Consider the following 22,044-nt stretch of genomic DNA (forward strand, 5'->3'; position numbering starts at 1 on the left):
GATTATTCTCCTGCTTTCTCAGCTGGTGCAGCAGCAGCCGCTTCCGGCTTCTTCACTGCGACTGCAGGACGAGCACGGACGACTGGAGCGCCAGATGGGGTTGAACCTGGACGGCCTGGAGCACCGGCTGGACGCGGACGGCCTGCTGGCTTGCCATCGTCACGGCGCGGACCGCGGCTCTTCTTCTCGTCAGCCGGGGTATCGATGACTGGTGCATCGCCATTTGGCGCGCGGTCACCCTTGTATACCCAGACCTTGACGCCGATGATGCCGTAGGTCGTTGCTGCTTCGCTGGTACCGTAGTCGATATCGGCGCGCAGGGTGTGCAGAGGCACGCGGCCTTCGCGATACCACTCTTTACGTGCGATTTCGATACCGTTCAAGCGGCCCGACGACATGATCTTGATGCCCAGGGCACCCAGACGCATGGCGTTTTGCATCGCGCGCTTCATGGCGCGGCGGAACATGATCCGCTTTTCCAGCTGCTGCGAGATCGAATCGGCGATCAGCTGCGAGTCGATTTCCGGCTTGCGGATTTCTTCGATGTTCACGTGCACAGGAACGCCCATGATCTTGGTCAGCGCCGACTTCAGTACTTCGATGTCTTCGCCTTTTTTACCAATGACCACGCCTGGACGCGAGCTGTAGATCGTGAAGCGCGCGTTCTTGGCAGGACGCTCGATCACGATGCGGCCAACCGAAGCGTTCTTCAGTTTCTTTTTCAGGAACGCACGTGCCTTGAGATCTTCGTTCAGCATTTGGGCAAAGTTACCATTGCCCGCGTACCAACGCGATGCCCAGTTACGGGTTACTGACAGGCGAAAGCCTGTTGGATGAATCTTCTGTCCCATCGTGACCCCTTAGTTGCCGACAGTCACGTAGATGTGACAGGATTGTTTTGAGATGCGATCACCCCGGCCTTTAGCGCGTGCAGTAAAGCGCTTCAGGATAGGACCCTTTTCAACGTAGATCTGGACGACCTTCAGCTCGTCGATGTCAGCGCCATCATTGTGCTCGGCGTTCGCGATCGCGGACTCCAGAACCTTCTTGATGATCGTTGCACCTTTTTTCGGGCTGAACTGCAAGATGTTGAGTGCTGCATCAACCTTCTTGCCACGGATCAGATCGGCAACCAGACGACCTTTTTGGTCGGACAGGCGCACACCTTTGAGGATAGCTTTGGTTTCCATTATTTCTTCGCCTTCTTGTCAGCGGCATGGCCCTTGAACGTACGGGTCAGTGCGAATTCGCCGAGCTTGTGACCAACCATGTTCTCGGAGATGTATACCGGCACGTGCAGCTTGCCGTTATGCACTGCGATCGTCAGGCCGATGAAGTCTGGCGAGATCGTCGAACGGCGCGACCAGGTTTTGACTGGCTTCTTGTCTTTGTTCGCTTGCGCGGTTTCGACTTTTTTCACCAGGTGGGCGTCGATAAACGGCCCTTTTTTCAATGAACGTGTCATGTCTTATCCTTATTTCTTGCCGCGGCGCGAGACGATCATCGAAGTCGTACGCTTGTTACGGCGCGTCTTCTTACCCTTCGTCTGTTGGCCCCAAGGCGACACTGGATGACGACCAGCTGCGGTTTTACCTTCACCACCACCGTGCGGGTGATCGACCGGGTTCATGACCACACCGCGAACGGTAGGACGAACACCGCGCCAGCGCATCGCGCCAGCTTTACCGATCTTGCGCAGGCTGTGCTCGGCATTACCGACTTCGCCAACCGTTGCACGGCATTCGATGTGCACGCGGCGTACTTCACCCGAGCGCAGACGCACTTGAGCGTAGGTACCTTCGCGCGCCATCAGAACAACACCAGCGCCGGCGGTACGTGCCATCTGGGCACCTTTACCTGGCAGCATCTCGACGCAATGCATCACGGTGCCGACTGGGATGTTACGGATAGGCAGGCAGTTGCCCGACTTGATAGGCGCTTCCGAACCATTCATCACCGAATCGCCAACGGACATGCCCTTGGTTGCGATGATGTACTGGCGCTCACCGTCTGCATAGCACAGCAGGGCGATGTTCGCGGTACGGTTTGGATCGTATTCGATACGCTCGACCTTTGCCGGAATACCATCCTTCTGACGCTTGAAGTCGATCAGGCGATAGTGCTGCTTATGACCACCGCCGATGTGGCGGGTGGTGATGTGACCGTTGTTGTTACGGCCGGCAGTTTTCGATTTCTTTTCAACCAGGGCTGCGAACGGACGACCTTTGTACAGGTCCGGGTTCACAACCTTCACCATGCCGCGACGGCCTGGTGAGGTTGGTTTCATCTTTACGAGTGCCATTATTTAGCCTCCTCGGAGAAGTTGATTTCCTGGCCAGGCTTCAGGCACACGAAAGCACGCTTGGTATGGTTGCGACGGCCATTGAAACGGCCCGAGCGCTTTTGCTTACCTTCGCGATTGGCTGTCTGCACCGACAGCACTTCAACCTTGAACAACAGTTCAACGGCTGCCTTGATTTCAGGCTTGGTCGCATCCGGCAATACGCGGAACACGATCTGCTCGTTCTTTTCCGCGACCATGGTGGCCTTCTCGGAAATGACTGGCGCCTGGAGCACCTTCATCAGGCGCTCTTCGGAAAATTTGATTACGCCGCTCATGCGAACATCTCCTCGATCATGGCCAGTGCTGCTTTGGTGACCACGATTTTTTTGTAGAACACCAGCGACATCGGATCAGCGTGCTTCGGCTCGACAACCAGCACGTTCGGCAGGTTACGCGATGCCAGCAGCAGGTTTTCTTCGAGCTTGTCGGTGATGATCATGACCGATTCCAGGCCCATGCCCTGCAGCTTTTGCGACAGCAGCTTGGTCTTTGGCGCATCCAGATTGATGCCTTCGACCACGACCAGACGCTCTTCGCGTGCCAGTTGCGACAAGATCGAGCAGATACCTGCGCGGTACATCTTCTTGTTCACTTTGTGGGTGAAGTTTTCGTCAGGCGAGTTCGGGAAAATCCGACCGCCGCCGCGCCACAGTGGCGAGGACGACATACCAGCACGCGCGCGGCCGGTACCTTTTTGGCGCCATGGCTTCTTGGTCGTGTGGTGAACTTCTTCACGATCCTTCTGCTTGCGGTTACCGCTACGTGCGTTGGCAGCGTAAGCGACGACGATCTGGTGGATCAGGGCTTCGTTGTAGTCACGACCGAAAACGGTATCGGCTGCGGCGACGTTCGAACCTGCTTGACCTTGCTCATTCAGAAGCTTGAGTTCCATAATTAAGCTCCCTTCTGAACTTTGGATTTAATGGCTGGCGAAACGATCACCTGACCATTTTTCGCACCTGGTACGGCACCTTTGACCAGCAACAGCTGACGGTCGGCATCGATACGGGCGATTTCGAGATTCTGTACGGTACGATTCACGTCACCGAGGTGACCGGTCATGCGCTTACCAGGGAAAACACGACCTGGATCCTGCGCCATACCGATGGAACCTGGCACGTTGTGCGAACGCGAGTTACCGTGCGTTGCGCGGCCGGAAGCGAAGTGGTAACGCTTGATGACGCCGGCGTAACCCTTACCGATCGTGACGCCTTGGACGTCGATCTTCTGACCGACTTCGAACAGGGAAGCAGCAACAACGTCGCCAGCTTTCAGTTCGGCAGCTTTACCAGCGTCAACGCGGAATTCGCGCAACATGGTGCCTGCTTCGACGCCAGCTTTGGCGTGGTGACCCGCGACAGCTTTGGTCACGCGGGAAGCGCGACGTTGACCGAATGCGACCTGAACAGCGGAGTAACCATCTGTTTCAGGGGTTTTGATTTGTGCGACACGGTTGTTCGACACGTCCAGAACGGTGACAGGGATCGAGTCCCCTTCATCCGTAAAGATGCGCATCATTCCAACCTTGCGACCGAGAAGGCCTAGGCTCATTTTTTCTCCATTCCCACCTGCGATTGGGCGGGGCTGACTGTTTAACTACCAAGTAAAGGACAGATTCAAAAACACACGAATCCATACCGAAGCCGGCTAGGATAGCATGCAAAAAGGCTTGACGCAACAACTTAGTTGGGGTTATGTCGATGTGTTGTGCAGCGGCGGATGCGGAGGTGTTGCGAGGGGCGCAAGCGGGGTGTTTTACGGGGTCAAATGCGTGGCGAAACGCGTAAAACCTGGGGGTTTCGCTATCTCATGATCCGTCGTTCCCGCGCAGGCGGGAACCCAAGTCCGTACCGCCCGCCACCGGCTCATCGCAAAACGTGGGTTCCCGCCGAGTGCCGCCTTGGCGCGGGAAGTCGTTTCTGGCAATGCCAGGAACGACAGCCTGGAGGCTGGCGCTCTGGCGAGCTACCTTGCCAGCGGTTGCCCGCCCGACCCGATCCGCAAGCGCAGCCAGAACTGCGCCAGCCGCTCCCACCAGCTGCGCCGGACCCGGCCGGTGCGCAGGCGCGTCTCGCCCGCCATCGGCACGGCCATTTCCCAGCGCACCGGATAGATATTCACGCGCTTGGTATACCTGCTCAGCAGCGCGGTGGTCTCGATCCCGGCAAAATCGAGGTGCCGGTCCAGCAGGAACACGAACATCGGCTCGACATGCTGCTTCTTGCCGCGCGTGCTGACCTCCACGCAGGACGGCAGGATCACGCCATCGCTCAAGGTGGTGTTGGCGGCCACAATATAATGACCCAACGGGTCGAGCGGCACCGCGTCCAGGCTGGTCGGGCGCACGAACGACTCCCCATTGCCCAGGTTGACCTCCTCGTCGATCGCCCATTCCCAGATGGGATAGGCGGCAAAGTCGGCATGCGTGACCTTGCGGATGGAGCGGCGGATAGCAAGATCTGGGGTCATGGACGGGGCGGCATAGCTTCGAGGTAACGGGTCCAGTTTACGGCCAGCGCTGATTTCTGTCCAGCAACGCCCAGCTGGCGTGACCGGAAAACCTCAAAACAAAAATTTAAGACTTGCCTACCAATCAAGTGCGCCCATATACAGGCTGGCAAGCACGTTGTATATTACGACCGGAAATTGCAACACTGTAATTTTATTATCGTGCGCCACTGCGTTGGCGTGAAGTGCCCTCAACCCGTTACAAGGAGTTATACATGGCAATCAGTTTGCAAAAAGGCGGCAACGTCAACCTGAGCAAGGAAGCGCCGGGACTGACCAAGGTCGTCATCGGCCTCGGCTGGGATCCACGCGCGACCGACGGCAGCGCCTTCGACCTCGACGGCAGCGCCTTCATGCTCAAGGCGGACGGCAAGGTTCGCGCCGACGCCGACTTCATTTTCTACAACAACCTCAAATCGAGCGATGGTTCGCTGGTGCACGGCGGTGACAACACCTCGGGCGCGGGCGACGGCGACGACGAGCAGGTGCGCATCGACCTGAGCGCGGTGCCGGCCGAGATCGACAAGGTATCGTTCTGCGTGACCATTCACGAAGCCGAAACGCGCAAGCAGAACTTCGGCATGGTCGGCAAGGCGTACATCCGCTGCCTGAACGCCGATGGCGACAAGGAACTGGCCCGTTACGACCTGTCGGAAGACGGTTCGACCGAAACGGCGATGATCTTCGGCGAGCTGTATCGCGCCGGCGCGGAATGGAAGTTCAAGGCCATTGGCCAGGGCTTCAAGGGCGGCCTGGGGCCACTGGCCAAGTCGTTCGGCGTCAACGCCTAAAGCACGACCCGCTGGTCCGCGCCCGCAAGGATGGCTGCTTCAGGGCGGCGCCTTGCGGGCGTTGTGACGTGTGGGGGATGCGTATGCATGAGTGCGGCCCGTGAGCGTGCCGGGCCGCCATCCCTCCCCCGTCGCTCCTGTTCCCCAGCCCGTCGTTTCTGCCAATGGCAGGAACGACGGTTTTGAGGTGCCGGCCACAATACCGTGGCCGTTTACCCGACTCTTCCTTTTACCTGATCGCGGATCACCATGGAAAACTTATCACGCGGGCAGCGCCTGCCGCTGGCCGGCATCGCTCCCAACGGCACCTTCGACATCGGCCTGAACGCCGCTGGCCTGCGGCTCGACTTCGCCTGCTTCGGCCTGGGCACCGACGGCAAGCTGCTCGATGAGTCGTACATGACCTTCTTCAACCAGCCGCGCACGCCCTGCGGCGGCGCCGAGCTGATCGAGATCCCCGGCGACCTGCTCGGTTTCCGCATCGATACCCGCCTGCTGCCCGCCAACATCGACCAGCTCGCGATCACCGCCAGCGTCGATGGCGACGGCACCATGTCCCAGCTCTCCAGCGGCTACCTGCGCCTGCTCGCCGGCACCGAAGAAAAAGCGCGCTTCGCCTTTTCCGGCGCCGATTTCGCCCAGGAACGCGCCATCATGCTCGGCAACCTGTACCGCAAGGATGGCCAGTGGCGCTTCATGGCCGTCGGCCAGGGCTTCAACGGCGGCCTCGACGCGCTGGTGGCCCACTTCGGCGGCGCCGTGGCCGCCCCCGCGCCGGCCGCCGCCCCGGCATCCCGCCCGCCCGCCGAAGCGGGCCGCGTCTCGCTCGAAAAGCGCATCGCCAGCAGTGCGCCCCACCTGGTCAGCCTGGTCAAGCACGCCACCGTCTCGCTGGAAAAAGTCGGCCTGGCCAGCCACCGCGCCAAGGTCGCCCTGGTGCTCGACATTTCCGGCTCCATGGGCACGCTCTACCGCAAGGGCCTGGTACAACAATTCGCCGACCGCATCCTGGCCCTGGGCTGCAAATTCGACGACGATGGCGAAATCGATGTCTTCCTGTTCGGCTCCAAGGTGCACCAGCCGGCGCCCATGAACCTCGGCAACGCGCGCGCCTACATCCGCGACGTCGTCGAAGCCCACCCGCTCGAAGGCGACACCCGCTACGGCCGCGCGATGGAAGCGGTGCGCCGCTTTTACTTTCCGGATTCCCAGGGCGGCGAGCGCAAGAGCGCAGTGGCGGCGCCGCTGCCGGTATTCGTCATGTTCGTCACCGATGGCGGCACCTCGGACAAGCCGCTCACCGAGAAACAGTTGCGCTGGGCTAGCTACGAACCGATCTTCTGGCAATTCATGGGCATCGGCAAGGGCAAGAAATCGAAAAGCAAGAAACTGCTCCAGTTCGCCGACTCCGACTTCCCCTTCCTGGAACAGCTCGACGAGCTCTCCGGACGCCTGGTCGACAATGCCGGCTACTTTTCGGTCAGCTCGCCCGACGAACATTCCGACGCCGAACTGTACGACCTGCTCATGGCAGAATACCCGGGCTGGATAACGCTGGCAAAACAACACCGGCTGCTTCCCTAAAATAGCAGCAGCAACAATCACGATTCATTAAGAAAGCAAACATGCGTGTCTGGTTCAACAGGACGTTCTCGTCCGTGTACGCGGCAATCGGCCTCATCCGCGAAGCCGATCTGGAAGGCCGTTTCCACCTCATTTACACCAATGCCAATCCGCACGCCACCGCCGGCCGCGTGGCCCACGAATTCTTCGTCGAACCGACCGGCCTGGACAACGCCGCCTACATCGACTGGTGCCTGGAGTTCTGCCGCGAGCACCGGGTCGACATGTTCATCCCCGGCCGCCTGTCGAGCGAGCTGGCCAGCGCCCATGCGCGCTTTGAAGCCCAGGGCACGCGCGTACTGAGCGCCGCCTCGCAGGAACAGCTCGAACTGATCCACGACAAGGCGCGTTTCTACGCCACCACCAACCTGCCCGGCGCGCCGGTGGCCGAATTCCGCGTATTCGAGAACGTCGCCCAGTTCGACACCGCCTACGCCGACCTGCGCGCGCGTTATCCCAAGCTGTGCGTCAAGCCCTCGCGCTCGGTGTACGGCCTGGGCTTTGCCATCCTCGACGAGGAACGCAGCAGCGCCGCCCTGCTGCTGGCCGGCGCCGAATATCATATCGGCCGCGACGACATGCGCCGCGGCCTGGCCGAGCTGGGCGAATTCCGCACCATGCTGCTGATGGCCTACCTCGACGGCGTCGAATACAGCGTCGACTGCGTGGGCGACAACGGCCGCCTGGTGTGCGCGGTAGCGCGCAAGAAGCCAATGAAGGCCGGGAACGGCCAACTGATCGACATGCGCGAGGACATCTCGCAAGCGACCGCCGAACTGGCCAGCATCCACGGCCTGAACGGCGTATTCAACGTCCAGTTCCGCGAAGGCGACGGCAAGCTGCACCTGCTCGAAATCAATCCGCGCATGTCGGGCGGCATCGGCATGGCCTGCGTGGCCGGCCCCAACCTGCCCTACATCGCCCTGTGCGGCTTTGCCGACGGCTTCGACAAGGTGACCGTGCCGCCGGTACGCGCCGGCATCCGCGTGGCCGAACTGAGCTCCCCGGCCGAGCTGACCTCGGTGGACTTGCTGTGAGCATGCCCGAGCGCCACCGCCTGAGCCTGCCCACCGGCGAGCTCGAACTCGACATCCACGACAGCGCCTTCGCGCTGGACGACGTGATGGGCTTTGCCGCGCGCGCCAACGCCAAGCGCGGCTTCCTGTTCCTGAGCAAGGTGCTGGGCAAGCACTGGCCGGTCACGCCCGCCATGATGCGCAAGGTCCACGTCAGCCTGGCCGATACCGTGCCCGAACTGCCCGGCCCGCTGGTCTTCATCGCCATGGCCGAAACCGCCATTGGCCTGGGCCAGGGCGTGTTCGAAGCCTGGCTGGCCGCCCATCCCGGGCGTGAGGGCCTGTTCCTGCACACCTCGCGCTACCGGGTGGGCGAGGCCCCCATCATCGAATTCGAGGAAGCGCACAGCCACGCCCCGCGCCAGTTCCTGCACATGCCGCCGGACGCGCACACGCGCGAACTGCTCTTGCATGCCAAGGCCCTGGTGCTGGTCGACGATGAAGCGAGCACCGGCAACACCTTCCTCAACCTGACCGACGCCTGCCGCAAGCTCAACCCCGGCATCGCCCACGTGCACCTGGCGACGATTACCAACTTCATGGGCGCGAGCGCCACCGCCGCCCTGTCCGAGCGCTTCGGCCTGCCGGTGACGATGGGCGCGCCGGTCAGCGGCGAATACCGTTTCACCCCGGGCCAGCTGGCCAGCGCCAGCGCCCCGGCCCAGCTGTTCGATGGGTCCGCCGACCGTGGCGCCAGCGGCGAGTTCGGCCGCTACGGCCTGCACCGCGCCCTCACCATCCCAAGCGGCCTGGCCGAGCGCCTGGCGGGCGCTGTCAAGCCGGGCGAGCGCGTGCTGGTGCTGGGCACGGGCGAATTCATGCACCCGTCCTACCTGCTCGGCGCGGCCCTGGAACGCCTTGGCGTGGGTGTCGTTGTGCAATCGACCACACGTTCGCCGATCCTGACCTGGGGCGCCGTGACAGCCGCGCTCACGTTCCCGGACAATTATGGGGAGGGTGTCGCCAATTTCCTGTATAACGTCACCCCCGGCCAATACGAGCACGTATTCATTTGCCACGAAACCGCGCCAAAACAGGCGCTGCTGGACCTTGCAGACACGCTCAAAGCGCGCCTGCTCCACTTTAAGACCGAGACCCATGTTGAAGAAGTTTCATAAATTCCTGTTCGCCGACCTGGATGACACCCTGTTCCAGTCGCTGGAAAAGTGCGAGGGCCGCGGCCTGCCGATCGAAGCGGCCGCCTTCCTCAAGGATGGCAGCCCGATTTCGTACACCACGCCCGGCCAGCGCGCCTTTCTCGCCTTTGCCCAGGATGGCATGACGATGATCCCGACCACGGCGCGCAACCTGAACGCGTACCAAAGGGTGGGCATCGACTTCCACAGCTACGCCGTGCTCGACTACGGCGGCATCGTGCTGCTGCCGGACGGCAGCGTCGACCAGGAATGGCTGGACCACATGCGCAGCGCCATGCAAGCCGCCCTGCCCGGCCTGCAAGAACTGGCCGGGCTGATCGACGCCTGGGCCGAGCGCACCGGTTTCGGCAACCGCGCGCGCCTGATCGAGGATGTCGGCACGCCCTTCTACCTGGTGGTCAAGGACCCGCAAAAAATCGCGGCCAAGCTGGAGCCGATCGAGCGCGAGGTGGTCCAGCCTTGGATCAACGAGGGCAATCGCGACTACTTCATCCATCGCAACGGCAACAACCTGGCGATCCTGCCCAAGGCATTGAACAAGGAGCACGCGGTGGCGCACGTGAGCGCGCGCCTGCGCGCCGAACATGGCGATATCCTGACGTTCGGCATGGGCGACAGCAAATCGGATGCGCGCTTCATGGCCGCCTGCGATTACGCCATCGTGCCGAGCCGCACCCAGCTCGCCGGCCTGACCCTGGAGACCCTATGAATTTTTCCGGCAGTTACCGTTCCGAAGACGTCAGCTTCCTGCTCAAGCCGCTGGCGATGCAGGATTTCGTCGATGTCCCGGAAAAGGAATTCCTGATCCAGTCGGGCCAGCGCCACTACAGCGAAATGCTCTCGCCCGAATCGCTGCCGTCCGAGCGCTACCTGGCGGTATTCCGCGAAGCCTGCGCGGCCAACACGGCGCGCATGGCGCGCGACTGCCTGACCCTGGCCGGTTTGATCAGCCAGCGGCGCAGCGGCCCGGTGACCCTGGTCTCGCTGGCGCGCGCCGGCACCCCGGTCGGCGTGGTGCTGAACCACCTGCTGCCCAAGGTGTTCGGCCGCGCCAGCACCCATTACTCGGTCTCGATCATCCGCGACCGCGGCATCGACCAGGTCGCGCTGGAGCACATCCTGGCGGCCGGCCACGCGCCCGAATCGATCGTCTTCATCGATGGCTGGACCGGCAAGGGCGTGATTTCGCGCGAATTGTCCGCCGCCATCGACGGCTTCAACGGGCGTCGCGGCACCGCGATTGACGGCGGCCTGTACGTGCTGTCCGACCTGGCCGGCAGCGCCGCCTGCGCCGCCTCCTGCGACGACTATCTGATTCCGTCGAGCATACTGAACGCCACCGTATCCGGCCTGATCAGCCGCTCGATCCTGAACCAGGCAATCGGGCCAGGCGACTTCCACGGCTGCGTGTACTATCAGCAGTTCGAGGCGCACGACCAGTCGCAAAGCTTCGCCGACGGCCTGGTGGCGGCCGCGCTGGAGATCGCCGCCGCCGATGGCGCGCAGCAAGTGCAAGCGGTCGACCGCGAGCAGGCCGGCGCCGTCTCGCGCGCCTACATGCTGGCGGCGCTGGAGCAGCATGGCATTAGCGACGTCAACATGATCAAGCCCGGCATCGGCGAAGCGACCCGCGTGTTGCTGCGCCGCAGCCCGCGTCTCTTGATCCTGCGCGACGCCGGTGCGCCCGACGTCGCCCATCTGGCCCTGCTGGCGCAGGAAAAGAATATCCCCGTGATCGTCGACCGCGCGTTGCCGTATCACGCCGTTTCATTGATCAGGAGTGCACTCGATGGTTAAGTCGATGGGAGCGTCGCTGTACGTGCCGGCGAATCACAAATACCTGATGGAGGTGGCCAATGGCCAGCGCATGGGGCACGTGCGCTCGCTGATTTTCTGTACCGAGGACGCGGTCGCCGACGCCGACCTGAGCTGGGCGCTGTTCAACCTGTCCGTGGTGCTGGCCAATATGCGCAGCGAAGGCGCGGCCGAGCGCTTCGTGCGCGTGCGCAATCCTGAAGTGATGGCGCGCGTGCTGGCCATGCCGGGCGCCGACAAGCTGGCCGGCTTCGTGATCCCGAAAGCGACGCGCGCCAACTTCGACGCCTACTTCAAGCAGATCCGCAATACCGACCACATGCTGATGCCCACGCTGGAAACGGCGGAAGTATTCAACGACTGGGAAATGCGTCAATTTCGCAAGATGCTCGAAGCGCCCGGCGTGCGCCAGCGCATCCTGGCGCTGCGCATCGGCGGCAACGACCTGCTGGCCCTGCTGGGCCTGCGCCGTCCGCGCACCATGACCCTGTACCGCACGCCCCTGGGACCGGTGATCGCGCGCCTGGTCACCATCTTCCGCCCCTACGGTTTCGTGCTGACCGCGCCCGTGTTCGAGCACCTCGACCTGCCCGAACTGCTCGACCAGGAAGTGGCGGAGGATCTGGCCCACGGCATGGTCGGCAAGACCGCCATCCACCCGAGCCAGATCGCGCCCATCGAGCAGCACTACCGGGTCAAGCCGAACGACCTGGCGGCCGCCCGTGCCATTCTCGACGTCGACGCGCCGGCCGTGTTCAAGATGCATAATTCCATGTGCGAAGTGGCCACCCACCGCGCCTGGGCCGAACGCACCATCGAACAATCGAACGTGTTTGGCGCGCATCACGACCACCCTCCGATGAGCCCGGCAATTCCACGGGAACTTTGAACCTGACTTGAGTGAAAAGGACGCTATCGTGACAAATTTTTCGCGCGGACAAAAAGGCAAGCTGGCCGACCTGGGCCTGGCGGCGCCCTTCCAGGTGGTGCTCGATATCGACAGCGCCGGGCTGGTGATCGACATTTCCTGCTTCGGCCTGGACAGCGCCGACAAGCTCTCGGACGAGCGCTACATGGTGTTCTACAACCAGCTGGCCAGCCCCGCCAATGAAATCAGCATGACCATGGCCGGGCGCACCGCCAGCTTCGCCGTCAAGCTCGATGCGCTGCCAGCCTCGATCGCCAAGCTGGTGTTCGTGGCCGCCATCGATGGCAGCGGCACCATGCGCAATGTGGGCGCCAGCAGCCTGAAACTCGGCGAGAGCGTGCAATTCCCCTGGTCGGGTGCCGATTTCCAAGATGAAAAAGCCGTCATCGTCGGCGAAATCTACCGTAAAGACGGCATCTGGCGCTTCGGCGCGGTCGGCCAGGGCTTCAACGGCGGCCTGTCGGCCCTGCTCAAGCATTTCGGCGGCACCGAAGCGACCCCGGGCGCCGCGCCCACGCCACCGGCCCCCGTGCCGGTTCCGCCCGCGCCCCAGCAGCAACAGCCGGTATCGCTCTCGAAAGTCACGCTCGACAAGCGCGGCGACAAGGTCTCGCTCGACAAGCGCGGCGGCAGCAAGGGCTTCGGCCGCATCCACGTCAACCTGAACTGGAACCGCAGCGCCACGAGCGCCACCGGCAAGGGCATCGACCTCGACCTCGGCTGCATGTACGAGCTGGCCGATGGCCGTCCGGGCCTGGTACAGGCGCTGGGCAATGTCTGGGGCGACTTCGACCGTCCACCGTACATGCGGCTGGCGGCCGACGACCGCACCGGGCAATCGGCCGAAGGTGAAAACCTGGCCATCAACGGCGACCACTTCCACCAACTGAAGCGCGCCCTGATCTTCGCCTTCATCTACGAGGGCGCGCCGAACTGGGCCGCCACCGATGGCGTGGTGACCATCAATATGCCCGACCAGGCGCCGATCGAAGTGCGGCTCGACCAGGGCGGCAACCAGATGATGTGCGCGATTGCCATGATCGAAAACCGCGGCGGCAGCATGCAGGTGACCAAGCTGGCCGACTACTTTTCCCAGCAAGGCCGCGAAAGCGGGCACGAGCTGATGGACCGCCGCTTCGGCTTCGGCCTGCGCTGGACCACCGGCTCCAAGCACTGAGCGTCACGCCGCGCCGCAAGCGGCCAGCGGCGCGCGCCTGCCGCTCCGCTACCAGGCCTTGCCGGTGGCGCCCATCCTCATCTTCCGAACTTTTCGTCGCCATATCGGGTCTTACAGCATGGACCCAAGGTCTCGGGTACAAGCACATCAACGACGTTCGTTGCATTGAATTACTGGAGAGATGCAACGCGCCTGCGCTTTCCGGAGGTGCGTCCACCTCATGCCCGCAGGCCGTATGCGGATGACATATGCAGACTCAGGTGATACGCCGGATGGGCGAGACGATCGTTCTCGCCCTTCTCTATTACATCGCCGCCCGGTTCGGCTCGCTGATGGCAGTCTCGTCCGGGTATGCCGCGCCCATCTGGCCTGCCGCGGGCATTGCGCTGGGCGCAGTGCTCATCCTTGGCAAGCGCGTGGCACCCGGCATCTGGCTGGGGGCGCTTTTGGCCAATGCGGTCATTTCATTCGATGGCAGCAACACCGCCTCGCTGGTGACATCCTTGCTCTTGCCGGCCGCTATCGGCACTGGCGCCACCCTGCAAGCCCTCGCCGGCGCCGGCCTGATTCGCCGCTTTGTCGGCTTCCCGACGCCGCTGGACCGGACCGGCGACGTGCTCAAGTTTCTCGCGCTGGGCGGGCCGCTCAGTTGCCTCATCAGTGCCAGCGTGGGCGCGACAGCGGTGCTGCTTGCTGGCAGGGTGCCGCCACAAAATTATGCCTTTACCTGGGGGGCCTGGTGGATTGGCGACGCCATCGGCGTACTGGTCGTGACGCCGCTGGTACTGACATGGTTCGGGCAGCCGCACCCCATCTGGCGGCGTCGGCGCAACACGGTGGCTCTCCCGATCTGCCTCGCATTCGCGGTGGTGGTGGGCGTGTTCAACGGCGCCAAGGAACCGTATTTTTCGCCCCCGCATCTTCGGGTTGCCTGGTTCGTGCTGACCGGCGGGCTGGCGTTTACCGGCCTGCTCGGCGCGTTCCTGCTCGTGATCAGCGGCCATGCCACGTTGATCGAGCAATTGGTCGCCCAACGCACGCAAGACCTGGAGCGCACCCGCCAGGCCGAGCAAGCCGCACTGCAACTGGCTGACATCGTCACCTCTTCCGACGACGCCATCATCGGCAAGACGCTCGACGGCATCGTCGTCAGCTGGAATGCCGGGGCCGAGCGCATGTATGGATACAGTGCTGCGGAAATGCTCGGCCAACCGATTTCGGTCCTGATTCCACCCGAGCTGGCCGCGGAGATGCCGGCTATCATGGAGCGCCTGCGGCGCGGCGAGAGGATCGCACATCTCGACACTGTGCGGATGCGCAAGGATGGTCGCCGCATCGATGTGTCGCTCACCACCTCCCCGATCCGGGACGCCGCAGGGCGGGTGACTGGCGTATCGGCCATTGCGCGCGACATCAGCGAGCGCAAGCGCGCCGAGGAAGCGTTGCGGGACAGGGAGGCGCGCATCCGGCGCCTGGTGGATGCCAATATCATCGGGATTTTCATCGGCGACCTGAGTGGGCGCGTCAGCGAGGCGAATGACGCCTTCCTGAGAATTTCCGGCTATTCCAGGCAAGACGTGCTGGCGGAAAGCTTCCGCTGGACCGACATTACGCCATCGGAATATGATGCGGCGGATCAGCATGCCCTTGAAGAACTCAAGACCACCGGACATTGCACCTCCTACGAGAAGGAGTACATCCGCAAGGATGGCGGCCGCATTCCGGTACTGTTTGCCAGCGCCCTGTTCGAAGGGCCGCGGCAAGAATGCGTCAGCTTCGTGCTCGACCTGACTGAACGCAGGCTGGCCGATGAGCGCATCCAGCATATGGCCGATCATGATGCCTTGACTGGATTGCCCAATCGCACATTGTTGCAGGACCGCATGCGCCAAGCCATCGCCTTTGCCAATCGCCACCGGCGCTGGGTCGCGATCTTGTTCATCGATCTCGACTATTTCAAAAATATCAACGATTCGCTCGGCCACCATATCGGCGATCAAGTGTTGAAAATGGCTGCCATGCGATTGCAACAATGCCTGCGCGAAGGCGATAGCGTGGCCCGGCTGGGCGGCGACGAATTCGTCCTCATCCTGCCTTTGCTGGGGGACAGCAGCGATGCCGCGCGGGTGGCGCAAAAGGCGCTCGACAGCCTGACGCAGCCTTTCGGGGTGGAACTGAACCAGTTGCATCTGGGCGCCAGCATCGGCATCAGCCTGTATCCCGACGATGGCCTGGATGTGGACTCCCTGATGCGCGCCGCCGATACCGCCATGTACCACGCCAAGGCCATGGGGCGAGGCAATTTCCAGTTCTTTACTGCCGCGCTCAACGAGGCAGTGCTGGCGCGTCTTGATATCGGCAAGCGCTTGCGCCAGGCCCTGGCGCAAGATGAGTTCATCCTGCATTACCAGCCGCAGGTGGAGATGGAAAGCGGCATCATTTTTTCCGCCGAGGCCCTGCTGCGCTGGCAGCCGCCGGGAAAAGCGCCGATTTCCTGCGGCGATTTCATCGCCAACGCGGAAGAGTCCGGCCTGATCGTGCCGATCGGCGAGTGGGTATTGCGCCAGGCTTGCCAACAGCTGAAACTGTGGCACGATGCAGGCCACCCGGAGCTGAAAATGGCGGTCAATCTGTCGCCCCGACAACTCGAACAAGCTGACTTTTGCTACGTGGTCGGGCAAATCCTGAACGAAGCGGGCATTCCCGCCACCGCCCTCGAACTGGAGATCACCGAAAGCATGTTGATGCAGCGCAGCGACTACAATCTTGCCATGCTGACCCGGCTGAGCGACATGGGAATCCAGCTCTCGGTCGACGACTTCGGCACAGGCTATTCCAGCCTGGCCTACCTGCAGCGCTTTCCAGTGCATTCGCTCAAGATCGACCAGTCGTTCGTGCGCGACATCGGCAAAGACCAGAACGACACGGCGCTGGTCACGGCCATCATCGCCATGGCTGCCAGCCTGCACCTGGGGGTGATCGCCGAAGGTGTGGAAACCGTGCAACAGACCCAGTTTCTCATGGCCCATGGCTGCCGTGCAGCCCAAGGCTTTTATTACAGTAAAGCCGTGCGGGCGGATGCGTTCTACGCATTGATCGGAGACACATTCGAACGCCAGACCCGGCAGCGTCGCTGACGGCTGTTTTCAGTGCCGCGCCTGCGCCGCAAAAACCAGTCGGCATGCCCGCCGGCCACGGTTTCTCAGTACGCTTGCTCGTCTGCGACCGGCTCGGGCTTGCCGATCTGATACCAGTCCACCTTGCGGGTAGCGACCATGATCGCCCCCAGCACCGCAAACAGCAGGATACTGCCCAGCACCAGCGCATTATTCTCCGAGCTCAGCAAGCCATACAGCGCACCGTAGAGCACGGTCAGCGCCACGCCGAAGCCCACGCCGCGCACCCGGTTGCGCAGCACGAAACTGAGGTAAAAACCCAGCAGCAAGATGCAGGCCGTGCTGGCGATCAGGTAGGCCACGACGAAGCGGATATGTTCCGACAAGCCCACCAGCAGCAGGAAGAACAGCACCAGCGCCAGGCCGACCAGCAGGTACTGGATCGGGTGAATCGGCAAGCGCTTGAGGATTTCAAAGATAAAGAAGGCGGCAAAGGTCAGCGCCACGAACAGCAAACCGTATTTGGTGGCGCGCTCGGCCAGCGAATAGGCGTTCACCGGTTCGATGAAGGCCACGCTGAAGCGGTCGGCGCGGCCATCGCCATCGGCTGTGGGAGCGCGCGCGGCCGGCATGGCGTTCGCGGCCGCCGCAGTGCCATCCTGCAGGGCGCGCAATTGCTGCTGGGTGGCGCTCGACAGCGACGAGATCGACCAGTTGGCCTTGAAGCCATCGTCGCTGATGCTGCGGTCCTTGGTCGATGGCAGGAAACGGCCGCCGAATTGCGGATGCGGCCACTTCGATGTCAGCGTGATCTGGTTATTGCGCGCGACGGGCGAGAAATGCTGGCGTTCGATGCCATCGAGATTGAGGTTGAACGCGAAGTTGACGCGGCCGCCCTGTTCCATCTCCATGGGTGGCAGATCGGCATGCAAGCCGCTGCCAAGGGCGACGCTGCCGGTTCCCTGCTGGAATTCGATCGGCTGCTTGCCCCAGGTAATGCTCGGAATATTACGGATGCCACGCACATCCTCGATCCCGACCGCGATGCTGGCTTGGCCCACGGTAATGCGCGAGAGCGAATTGGCGCGCGGCAGGGATGACTTGAGCGGCAAGTCGAAGTTGCCCGACAGCGCGTGCTGGCCGCTGTAATACAAGACCCGGTGGATGCCGCGATAACGGTAATCGGTATCGAAGCGGCCATCGATCGTTAGCTGGTTCGGAAACACCAGGTGCACCCGGCTGACCGAGCGCCGCACGGTTTCGGGCTTGCTGGCGGCATCGCTGGTGGCGGGCACGGTCACATCGAATTCATCGGTGTAGGGAATGACCATGATGGGACCGGTGATCGACTGTTCGCGCACCGAATCGGCGGCGATGCTGGCCACGGCCTGGGCGCGGAACTCGGAACGGTCGCTGATGGTCCCCTGGATCATCGCCAACAGCAGGCAGATCACCAGCGTGAGTGCCAGGATGGCGAGTATTTTGTACAGCAGTGTTTTTTGCATGAAAGCTCCCGATTGGTGGTGGAACCAGTATAGGGAGCGTGTATGCGCTGCAGATGCGCTGCGTGTGAAGTCGCCCGCATGAAAGTATCCCAACCGGGGTCTGCAACTAAACCGGGGTCTGACCTCTGATTAGCAACGTTTTTGTTGCTAATCAGAGGTCAGACCCCGGTCATGCTAAGAGGTCAGACCCCGGTCATGCTAATCAGAGGTCAGACCCCGGTCAGGAAACCAAGACGATGGGCAGGTGCAGCATGGCGCAGACGCCGTGCGGCTCGATGTTGTCGACCGTTACCCGGCCGCCGTGCAGCGCCATCACTTCGCGCACGAACGGCAGGCCCAGGCCCGTGCTTTTGGCGCCGTCCGGGCGCGGCAGCGAGTAGAAACGCTCGAACAGCCGCTCGCGCGCGAACGCGGGAATCCCACTCCCGCTGTCGCTCACGCTGATCACCGTTTCATCGCCCATTTGCTCGCCCCGCAATGTGATGACGGCGCCCGGCGGCGAAAAATCGATCGCGTTGTCGAGCAGGTTGCCGACCGCCTGGCGCAGCAGCAGCGGGTCGCCCTTCACGATCAGCTTGTCGACGAAGGCGTCCAGGGTCAGGCCGCGCGCCAGCAGCCGCACCGAGACATCCGCCCGCACCTGCTCGGCCAGGGCGCGCAGCGGCACCGTTTCCGGCGCGCCCAGGCGCTGCTGCTTTTCCACGCGGATCAGCGCCAGCAACTTGTCGATCAGCTGCTTCTGGCGCAAATTCTGGTTCAGGATATTGCCGAGGAAATGCTGGCGCTCGGCGGCCGGCATGTCTTCCTGCATCAGCTCGGCCGAACCCTGGATCGCCGCGATCGGGCTCTTGAGCTCGTGGGCCAGGGTGTGCATCAGTTCTTCCACGTATTCCTTGCCTTCGAGCTTGTTGCGCATCGCTTCGAGCGCGCGCCCGAGCGTGCCGATCTCGTTATTGCCCAGCGCCGGCAAGGTCGCCTTGCGGCCGGCCTCGACATCGGCGATGTACACCATCAGGGTGCGCAGGGCGCGGTTGAGCCACCAGGCAAATCCCACCCCGATCAGCAGCGACGAGCCCAGCAGCACGGCGCCGCGCTGCAGGATGATGCGCTGGCTGCGCTCGACAAACGGTTGCACGGTCGAGACCGGCTTGGCGACGGTCAGCACGCCGATGATGCGCTCGCCATCCATGATGGGCGCCGCCACGTGCATCACGGCGCTGGTGTCGTCGCTGCCGGTGGCGCGCGTGCTGCGCGCCCCGTACTGGCCGCGCAGGGTGAGGTAGACATCGTTCCAGAGCGAGTAATCCTTGCCCACATCCTTGCCGCTCGAATCGAAGGTGACGCGCCCCTGCAGGTCGGTGATGTACACCCGGTAATTCAGGCTGCGCTTGTTCAAGCCATCGATCTGGACATCCACATGGCGCCTGGCGACGTTCTGGATGCGCGTGAGCATCTGCGAGTCGCCCACCTTGCCGGCCTTGACATCGTCGGCCACCACTTCGGCCAGCAGGTGGGCGGTATCGACCAGGGTGTCTTCCAGCGTCGAGCGCACGCCCGGCTTGACCTGGGCCACGAACACATTGAGCAAAAACCACGCCGCCAGCCCGACAATCAGAAAGTAGCCGAGCAGGATGCGCAGGCCGATCCTCATGTGCCCGCCAGGCTGTAGCCCATCCCGCGGTGGGTCTGGATCGGGTCGTCGCCGGGGTCGACCTGGCGCAGCTTGGCGCGCAGCGACTTGACGTGGGCGTCGACGGTGCGCTCGAGCGTGTCGGGCGCATCGGCCCAGACCCGGTCCATCAACTGCGCGCGCGAGAGCACGTGGCCGGGATGCTCGCACAGGGCCTTGAGCAGCAGGTATTCGTAGCGGGTCAGGTCGAGCACCTGGCTACGGTACAGGATGCGCGCCTGGGCCGCGCGGATGTCGAAGCGCCCTGCCGGCGGCCCGGCCGGCGGCGCGGCCGGCGGCGCCAGGCGGCGCAGCACGACGCGGATGCGCGCCACCAGTTCGCGCGGCGAAAACGGCTTGGTGACGTAATCGTCGGCGCCGATTTCGAGCCCGACGATGCGGTCGATTTCGTCACTGCGCGCGGTCAGGAAAATCACCGGGGCGTTGCAGAACTGGCGCAGCTGGCGGCATACCTCGAAACCGTTCATGTCGGGCAGGCCGACGTCGAGCACGACCAGCGCCGGCAGCTCGGCCGGGCCGTCACCGCGCATCGCTTGCAACGCCTGCGCGCCCAGGGTCACATGGCGCGCCACGAAGCCATCCGTGCGCAAGGCGTAGGCGATGCTGTCGGCGATCGCCAGTTCATCTTCCACAATCAGGATCGTTACAGGCATGCGCTTCCGTTCGTCGTGGTCATGGCGACAGTATCCGGGGCGGGCGCGGACCAGTCAACCGGCGGCCGGGATCACGCCCGGCCCGCGCGGCGCGCCTGTCGGAAAATCTTACAGACGTTCAGGGGATTTCTTCGCGGACATTCCTAAGCCGATGATAGCAAACACGAATTTCCCAATGGCATGTTTTTTGCTTGATGATCAAGCCACCTTAACCAAACTACAAGAAAGAATATCGTGTCAGCAAAATCATTCCTCGCGTTCGCCCTCGTTGCCTCGGCCTGGATCTCCAGCGCCCAGGCGACCATTCTCACCACCACTTCGCGCGGCGTGATCAGCAGCGTTGCCCAGAACAACCTGGACGAATTCGGCCCGGGCGACCTGGTCGGCAAGCGCTACCAGATGACGCTGACGTTCGACGATACGGGCGCCACGCGCGACCATTACCTGAACCAGTATGACGGCCTGTATGGCTTGAATCTGTTCAGCGCCAGCATCACGGTCGACGGCGTGACCCGCAATTACCGCCGCACCGGGCATTTCCAGCAGCAGACCGCCAACGGCGCATCGACCGCGAGTGCGTGGGGATCGGACCAGGCGTTCGCCGGCGTGAACTGGACCACCCAGGATGAAAGCATGTATGCCTACCACGGCATCGAATCGGTGAATCACTTGTTCGCCGGCGCCAACGCCAGCCTGACCACGCCTTTCTCGACCACTGTGCGCCCCGACCTGTACGACTACGCGATGAAACAGTCGCAGTTCGGCTACAACGACGTGCTCACGGGCCGCTCCACGGTGTTCTACGGCGATATCCAGGAGTTTTCGATGAGTACCGTGGCGGCGGTGCCGGAACCGGTCAGCCTCGCTTTGCTGGGACTGGGCGCGCTGGCCATGCTGGGCGCACGCAGGCGTGCGCGCCAGCCGGCCTGAGCGGGATCAAGGCGGCGCGCCCGCGCCGATGGTGCGCTCGAGCAGCTTGATGCGCTCGGCACGTCAAGCAACAACCACTGGCCCGGATCGACATCGCTGTACGAATAGATCAGCAGCTTGTTGGTCAGGCTGCCGGAGATCAGATTCATCCGGTCCGGCAAGGCCGTATCGACGCTCTTTTGCATCGCCGCCCAGGCCGGATCGAACCATTCGACAACGGGTTTCATGCCCGCGCTGGCGATCTGGCGAAACTGTCCGTCGGTCTCGGTGTCGGGTACGTAGATGTCCTGGGTCGGATGACCGGCGAGCAGCTCGCCGACGCTGCGCGTCTCCAGGCTGTAGCGGAAGTAGGCGAAGGTGTCGCGATCGTGGCGCGACCTCACCACCAGCGACTTTTGGTCGCGCGACAGGCTTTGCGGCCACCAGTGCTCGTCGCTATAGCCGAAGGTGGCCAATTTTTCCCAGGGCTTGTCTTGCGCGGCCCGATACCAATGCGTGATGCTGGTGTCGTCCGACCAGATGGCGGTGCTGATGGTGCTCACCACGCGGGCGTCGCCATTGTCGTCGAGTATCCACCATACCGGCTTGCCGGGCATATGGAAGTTGACCACCTCGGACTCGCCCGTCCTGAGCGTGATGCGGGCGATGTACGCCGGGGTGCGGTAGCCGTTAGCCGTTAGCCGTTAGCCGTTAGCCAGGATACGCACGTTGCCGGCCGAGTCAGGATTGAC

At 62.9% G+C, this 22,044-nt stretch carries 21 protein-coding genes; 10 read left to right on the forward strand and 11 right to left on the reverse strand.

Translation table 11 applies throughout. The features are described 5' to 3' along the window. Positions 1–2 precede the first annotated feature (2 nt). The 8 genes from rpsC to PO883_RS03750 form a co-directional block, all read right to left on the reverse strand. Entirely contained in the window at positions 3–851 is an 849-nt protein-coding gene (rpsC, locus tag PO883_RS03715; RefSeq protein ID WP_289308536.1) for a 30S ribosomal protein S3, read from the reverse strand. A gap of 9 nt (positions 852–860) precedes the next feature. Continuing rightward, positions 861–1,193, reverse strand: a complete 333-nt coding sequence (gene rplV / locus PO883_RS03720) for a 50S ribosomal protein L22 (protein ID WP_181002795.1) — start codon at positions 1,191–1,193, stop codon at positions 861–863. After that, a complete protein-coding gene (gene rpsS, locus PO883_RS03725; protein WP_054265824.1) occupies positions 1,190–1,465 on the reverse strand; it encodes a 30S ribosomal protein S19 in 276 nt (91 codons plus the stop codon). Before rpsS ends, rplV begins: the two co-directional genes overlap by 4 nt. A gap of 9 nt (positions 1,466–1,474) precedes the next feature. Continuing rightward, the gene (rplB, locus tag PO883_RS03730) at positions 1,475–2,302 is read right to left on the reverse strand and encodes a 50S ribosomal protein L2 (protein ID WP_054265823.1); all 828 of its coding nucleotides are present in this window, start codon (positions 2,300–2,302) and stop codon (positions 1,475–1,477) included. Beyond that, positions 2,302–2,619 (reverse strand): 50S ribosomal protein L23, encoded by a 318-nt coding sequence (gene rplW / locus PO883_RS03735; RefSeq protein WP_054265822.1) that lies wholly within the window; start codon positions 2,617–2,619, stop codon positions 2,302–2,304. The genes rplB and rplW overlap by 1 nt, the downstream gene beginning before the upstream one ends. Further along, on the reverse strand, positions 2,616–3,236 hold the full coding sequence (gene rplD / locus PO883_RS03740) for a 50S ribosomal protein L4 (RefSeq protein WP_126077555.1): 621 nt from the start codon (positions 3,234–3,236) through the stop codon (positions 2,616–2,618). Before rplD ends, rplW begins: the two co-directional genes overlap by 4 nt. A gap of 2 nt (positions 3,237–3,238) precedes the next feature. Further along, positions 3,239–3,895: a 50S ribosomal protein L3 gene (gene rplC / locus PO883_RS03745; protein WP_166870758.1), complete on the reverse strand. Its 657-nt coding sequence runs from the start codon at positions 3,893–3,895 to the stop codon at positions 3,239–3,241. A 414-nt stretch (positions 3,896–4,309) separates the two neighbouring features. Then, positions 4,310–4,813, reverse strand: coding sequence for a hypothetical protein (locus PO883_RS03750; RefSeq protein WP_289308537.1), 504 nt, complete (start codon positions 4,811–4,813; stop codon positions 4,310–4,312). 254 nt (positions 4,814–5,067) lie between these two features. Between PO883_RS03750 and PO883_RS03755 the strand changes: the two genes are divergently transcribed. The 9 genes from PO883_RS03755 (at position 5,068) to PO883_RS03795 (ending at position 16,556) form a co-directional block, all read left to right on the forward strand. After that, positions 5,068–5,643: a TerD family protein gene (locus PO883_RS03755; protein WP_289308538.1), complete on the forward strand. Its 576-nt coding sequence runs from the start codon at positions 5,068–5,070 to the stop codon at positions 5,641–5,643. A 249-nt stretch (positions 5,644–5,892) separates the two neighbouring features. Further along, positions 5,893–7,227 carry a VWA domain-containing protein gene (locus tag PO883_RS03760; RefSeq protein ID WP_289308539.1) on the forward strand — a complete coding sequence of 445 codons (1,335 nt, stop codon included), beginning with the start codon at positions 5,893–5,895 and terminating at the stop codon, positions 7,225–7,227. A 41-nt stretch (positions 7,228–7,268) separates the two neighbouring features. After that, positions 7,269–8,303, forward strand: coding sequence for an ATP-grasp domain-containing protein (locus PO883_RS03765; RefSeq protein WP_289308540.1), 1,035 nt, complete (start codon positions 7,269–7,271; stop codon positions 8,301–8,303). A gap of 2 nt (positions 8,304–8,305) precedes the next feature. Continuing rightward, positions 8,306–9,460 carry a phosphoribosyltransferase domain-containing protein gene (locus tag PO883_RS03770; RefSeq protein ID WP_289308553.1) on the forward strand — a complete coding sequence of 385 codons (1,155 nt, stop codon included), beginning with the start codon at positions 8,306–8,308 and terminating at the stop codon, positions 9,458–9,460. Then, positions 9,441–10,208, forward strand: a complete 768-nt coding sequence (locus tag PO883_RS03775) for an HAD family hydrolase (RefSeq protein WP_289308541.1) — start codon at positions 9,441–9,443, stop codon at positions 10,206–10,208. Before PO883_RS03770 ends, PO883_RS03775 begins: the two co-directional genes overlap by 20 nt. Beyond that, positions 10,205–11,296, forward strand: a complete 1,092-nt coding sequence (locus PO883_RS03780; RefSeq protein ID WP_289308542.1) for a cysteine protease StiP family protein — start codon at positions 10,205–10,207, stop codon at positions 11,294–11,296. The genes PO883_RS03775 and PO883_RS03780 overlap by 4 nt, the downstream gene beginning before the upstream one ends. Continuing rightward, positions 11,289–12,203, forward strand: a complete 915-nt coding sequence (locus tag PO883_RS03785; protein ID WP_289308543.1) for an HpcH/HpaI aldolase/citrate lyase family protein — start codon at positions 11,289–11,291, stop codon at positions 12,201–12,203. The genes PO883_RS03780 and PO883_RS03785 overlap by 8 nt, the downstream gene beginning before the upstream one ends. Positions 12,204–12,231: 28 nt before the next feature. Continuing rightward, positions 12,232–13,419: a TerD family protein gene (locus PO883_RS03790; RefSeq protein WP_289308544.1), complete on the forward strand. Its 1,188-nt coding sequence runs from the start codon at positions 12,232–12,234 to the stop codon at positions 13,417–13,419. A gap of 248 nt (positions 13,420–13,667) precedes the next feature. Continuing rightward, a complete protein-coding gene (locus tag PO883_RS03795) occupies positions 13,668–16,556 on the forward strand; it encodes an EAL domain-containing protein (RefSeq protein WP_289308545.1) in 2,889 nt (962 codons plus the stop codon). 65 nt (positions 16,557–16,621) lie between these two features. Here PO883_RS03795 and creD read toward each other — a convergent pair whose 3' ends face one another. The 3 genes from creD to creB form a co-directional block, all read right to left on the reverse strand. Continuing rightward, a complete protein-coding gene (creD, locus tag PO883_RS03800) occupies positions 16,622–18,040 on the reverse strand; it encodes a cell envelope integrity protein CreD (protein WP_289308546.1) in 1,419 nt (472 codons plus the stop codon). A 220-nt stretch (positions 18,041–18,260) separates the two neighbouring features. Further along, positions 18,261–19,691: a two-component system sensor histidine kinase CreC gene (gene creC / locus PO883_RS03805; protein WP_289308547.1), complete on the reverse strand. Its 1,431-nt coding sequence runs from the start codon at positions 19,689–19,691 to the stop codon at positions 18,261–18,263. Then, positions 19,688–20,383, reverse strand: a complete 696-nt coding sequence (gene creB, locus PO883_RS03810) for a two-component system response regulator CreB (protein WP_289308548.1) — start codon at positions 20,381–20,383, stop codon at positions 19,688–19,690. Before creB ends, creC begins: the two co-directional genes overlap by 4 nt. Positions 20,384–20,617: 234 nt before the next feature. On the opposite strand from creB, the gene PO883_RS35035 reads away from it, so the two are divergent. Continuing rightward, positions 20,618–21,313, forward strand: coding sequence for a PEP-CTERM sorting domain-containing protein (locus tag PO883_RS35035; protein ID WP_167083953.1), 696 nt, complete (start codon positions 20,618–20,620; stop codon positions 21,311–21,313). Positions 21,314–22,044: the final 731 nt, after the last annotated feature.

This window comes from Massilia sp. DJPM01 (genome assembly GCF_030348125.1).
Classification (GTDB): Bacteria; Pseudomonadota; Gammaproteobacteria; order Burkholderiales; family Burkholderiaceae_D; genus Telluria_A; species Telluria_A frigida.

What these genes read in the sequence shown, in the direction of transcription:
- rpsC (WP_289308536.1), bottom strand. Translation starts at nt 851, where the DNA reads ATGGGACAGAAGATTCATCCAACAGGCTTTCGCCTGTCAGTAACCCGT.
- rpsS (WP_054265824.1), bottom strand. Translation starts at nt 1,465, where the DNA reads ATGACACGTTCATTGAAAAAAGGGCCGTTTATCGACGCCCACCTGGTG.
- rplB (WP_054265823.1), bottom strand. Translation starts at nt 2,302, where the DNA reads ATGGCACTCGTAAAGATGAAACCAACCTCACCAGGCCGTCGCGGCATG.
- rplW (WP_054265822.1), bottom strand. Translation starts at nt 2,619, where the DNA reads ATGAGCGGCGTAATCAAATTTTCCGAAGAGCGCCTGATGAAGGTGCTC.
- rplD (WP_126077555.1), bottom strand. Translation starts at nt 3,236, where the DNA reads ATGGAACTCAAGCTTCTGAATGAGCAAGGTCAAGCAGGTTCGAACGTC.
- rplC (WP_166870758.1), bottom strand. Translation starts at nt 3,895, where the DNA reads ATGAGCCTAGGCCTTCTCGGTCGCAAGGTTGGAATGATGCGCATCTTT.
- PO883_RS03750 (WP_289308537.1), bottom strand. Translation starts at nt 4,813, where the DNA reads ATGACCCCAGATCTTGCTATCCGCCGCTCCATCCGCAAGGTCACGCAT.
- PO883_RS03755 (WP_289308538.1), top strand. Translation starts at nt 5,068, where the DNA reads ATGGCAATCAGTTTGCAAAAAGGCGGCAACGTCAACCTGAGCAAGGAA.
- PO883_RS03760 (WP_289308539.1), top strand. Translation starts at nt 5,893, where the DNA reads ATGGAAAACTTATCACGCGGGCAGCGCCTGCCGCTGGCCGGCATCGCT.
- PO883_RS03765 (WP_289308540.1), top strand. Translation starts at nt 7,269, where the DNA reads ATGCGTGTCTGGTTCAACAGGACGTTCTCGTCCGTGTACGCGGCAATC.
- PO883_RS03770 (WP_289308553.1), top strand. Translation starts at nt 8,306, where the DNA reads ATGCCCGAGCGCCACCGCCTGAGCCTGCCCACCGGCGAGCTCGAACTC.
- PO883_RS03775 (WP_289308541.1), top strand. Translation starts at nt 9,441, where the DNA reads ATGTTGAAGAAGTTTCATAAATTCCTGTTCGCCGACCTGGATGACACC.
- PO883_RS03780 (WP_289308542.1), top strand. Translation starts at nt 10,205, where the DNA reads ATGAATTTTTCCGGCAGTTACCGTTCCGAAGACGTCAGCTTCCTGCTC.
- PO883_RS03785 (WP_289308543.1), top strand. Translation starts at nt 11,289, where the DNA reads ATGGTTAAGTCGATGGGAGCGTCGCTGTACGTGCCGGCGAATCACAAA.
- PO883_RS03795 (WP_289308545.1), top strand. Translation starts at nt 13,668, where the DNA reads ATGCAGACTCAGGTGATACGCCGGATGGGCGAGACGATCGTTCTCGCC.
- creD (WP_289308546.1), bottom strand. Translation starts at nt 18,040, where the DNA reads ATGCAAAAAACACTGCTGTACAAAATACTCGCCATCCTGGCACTCACG.
- creC (WP_289308547.1), bottom strand. Translation starts at nt 19,691, where the DNA reads ATGAGGATCGGCCTGCGCATCCTGCTCGGCTACTTTCTGATTGTCGGG.
- creB (WP_289308548.1), bottom strand. Translation starts at nt 20,383, where the DNA reads ATGCCTGTAACGATCCTGATTGTGGAAGATGAACTGGCGATCGCCGAC.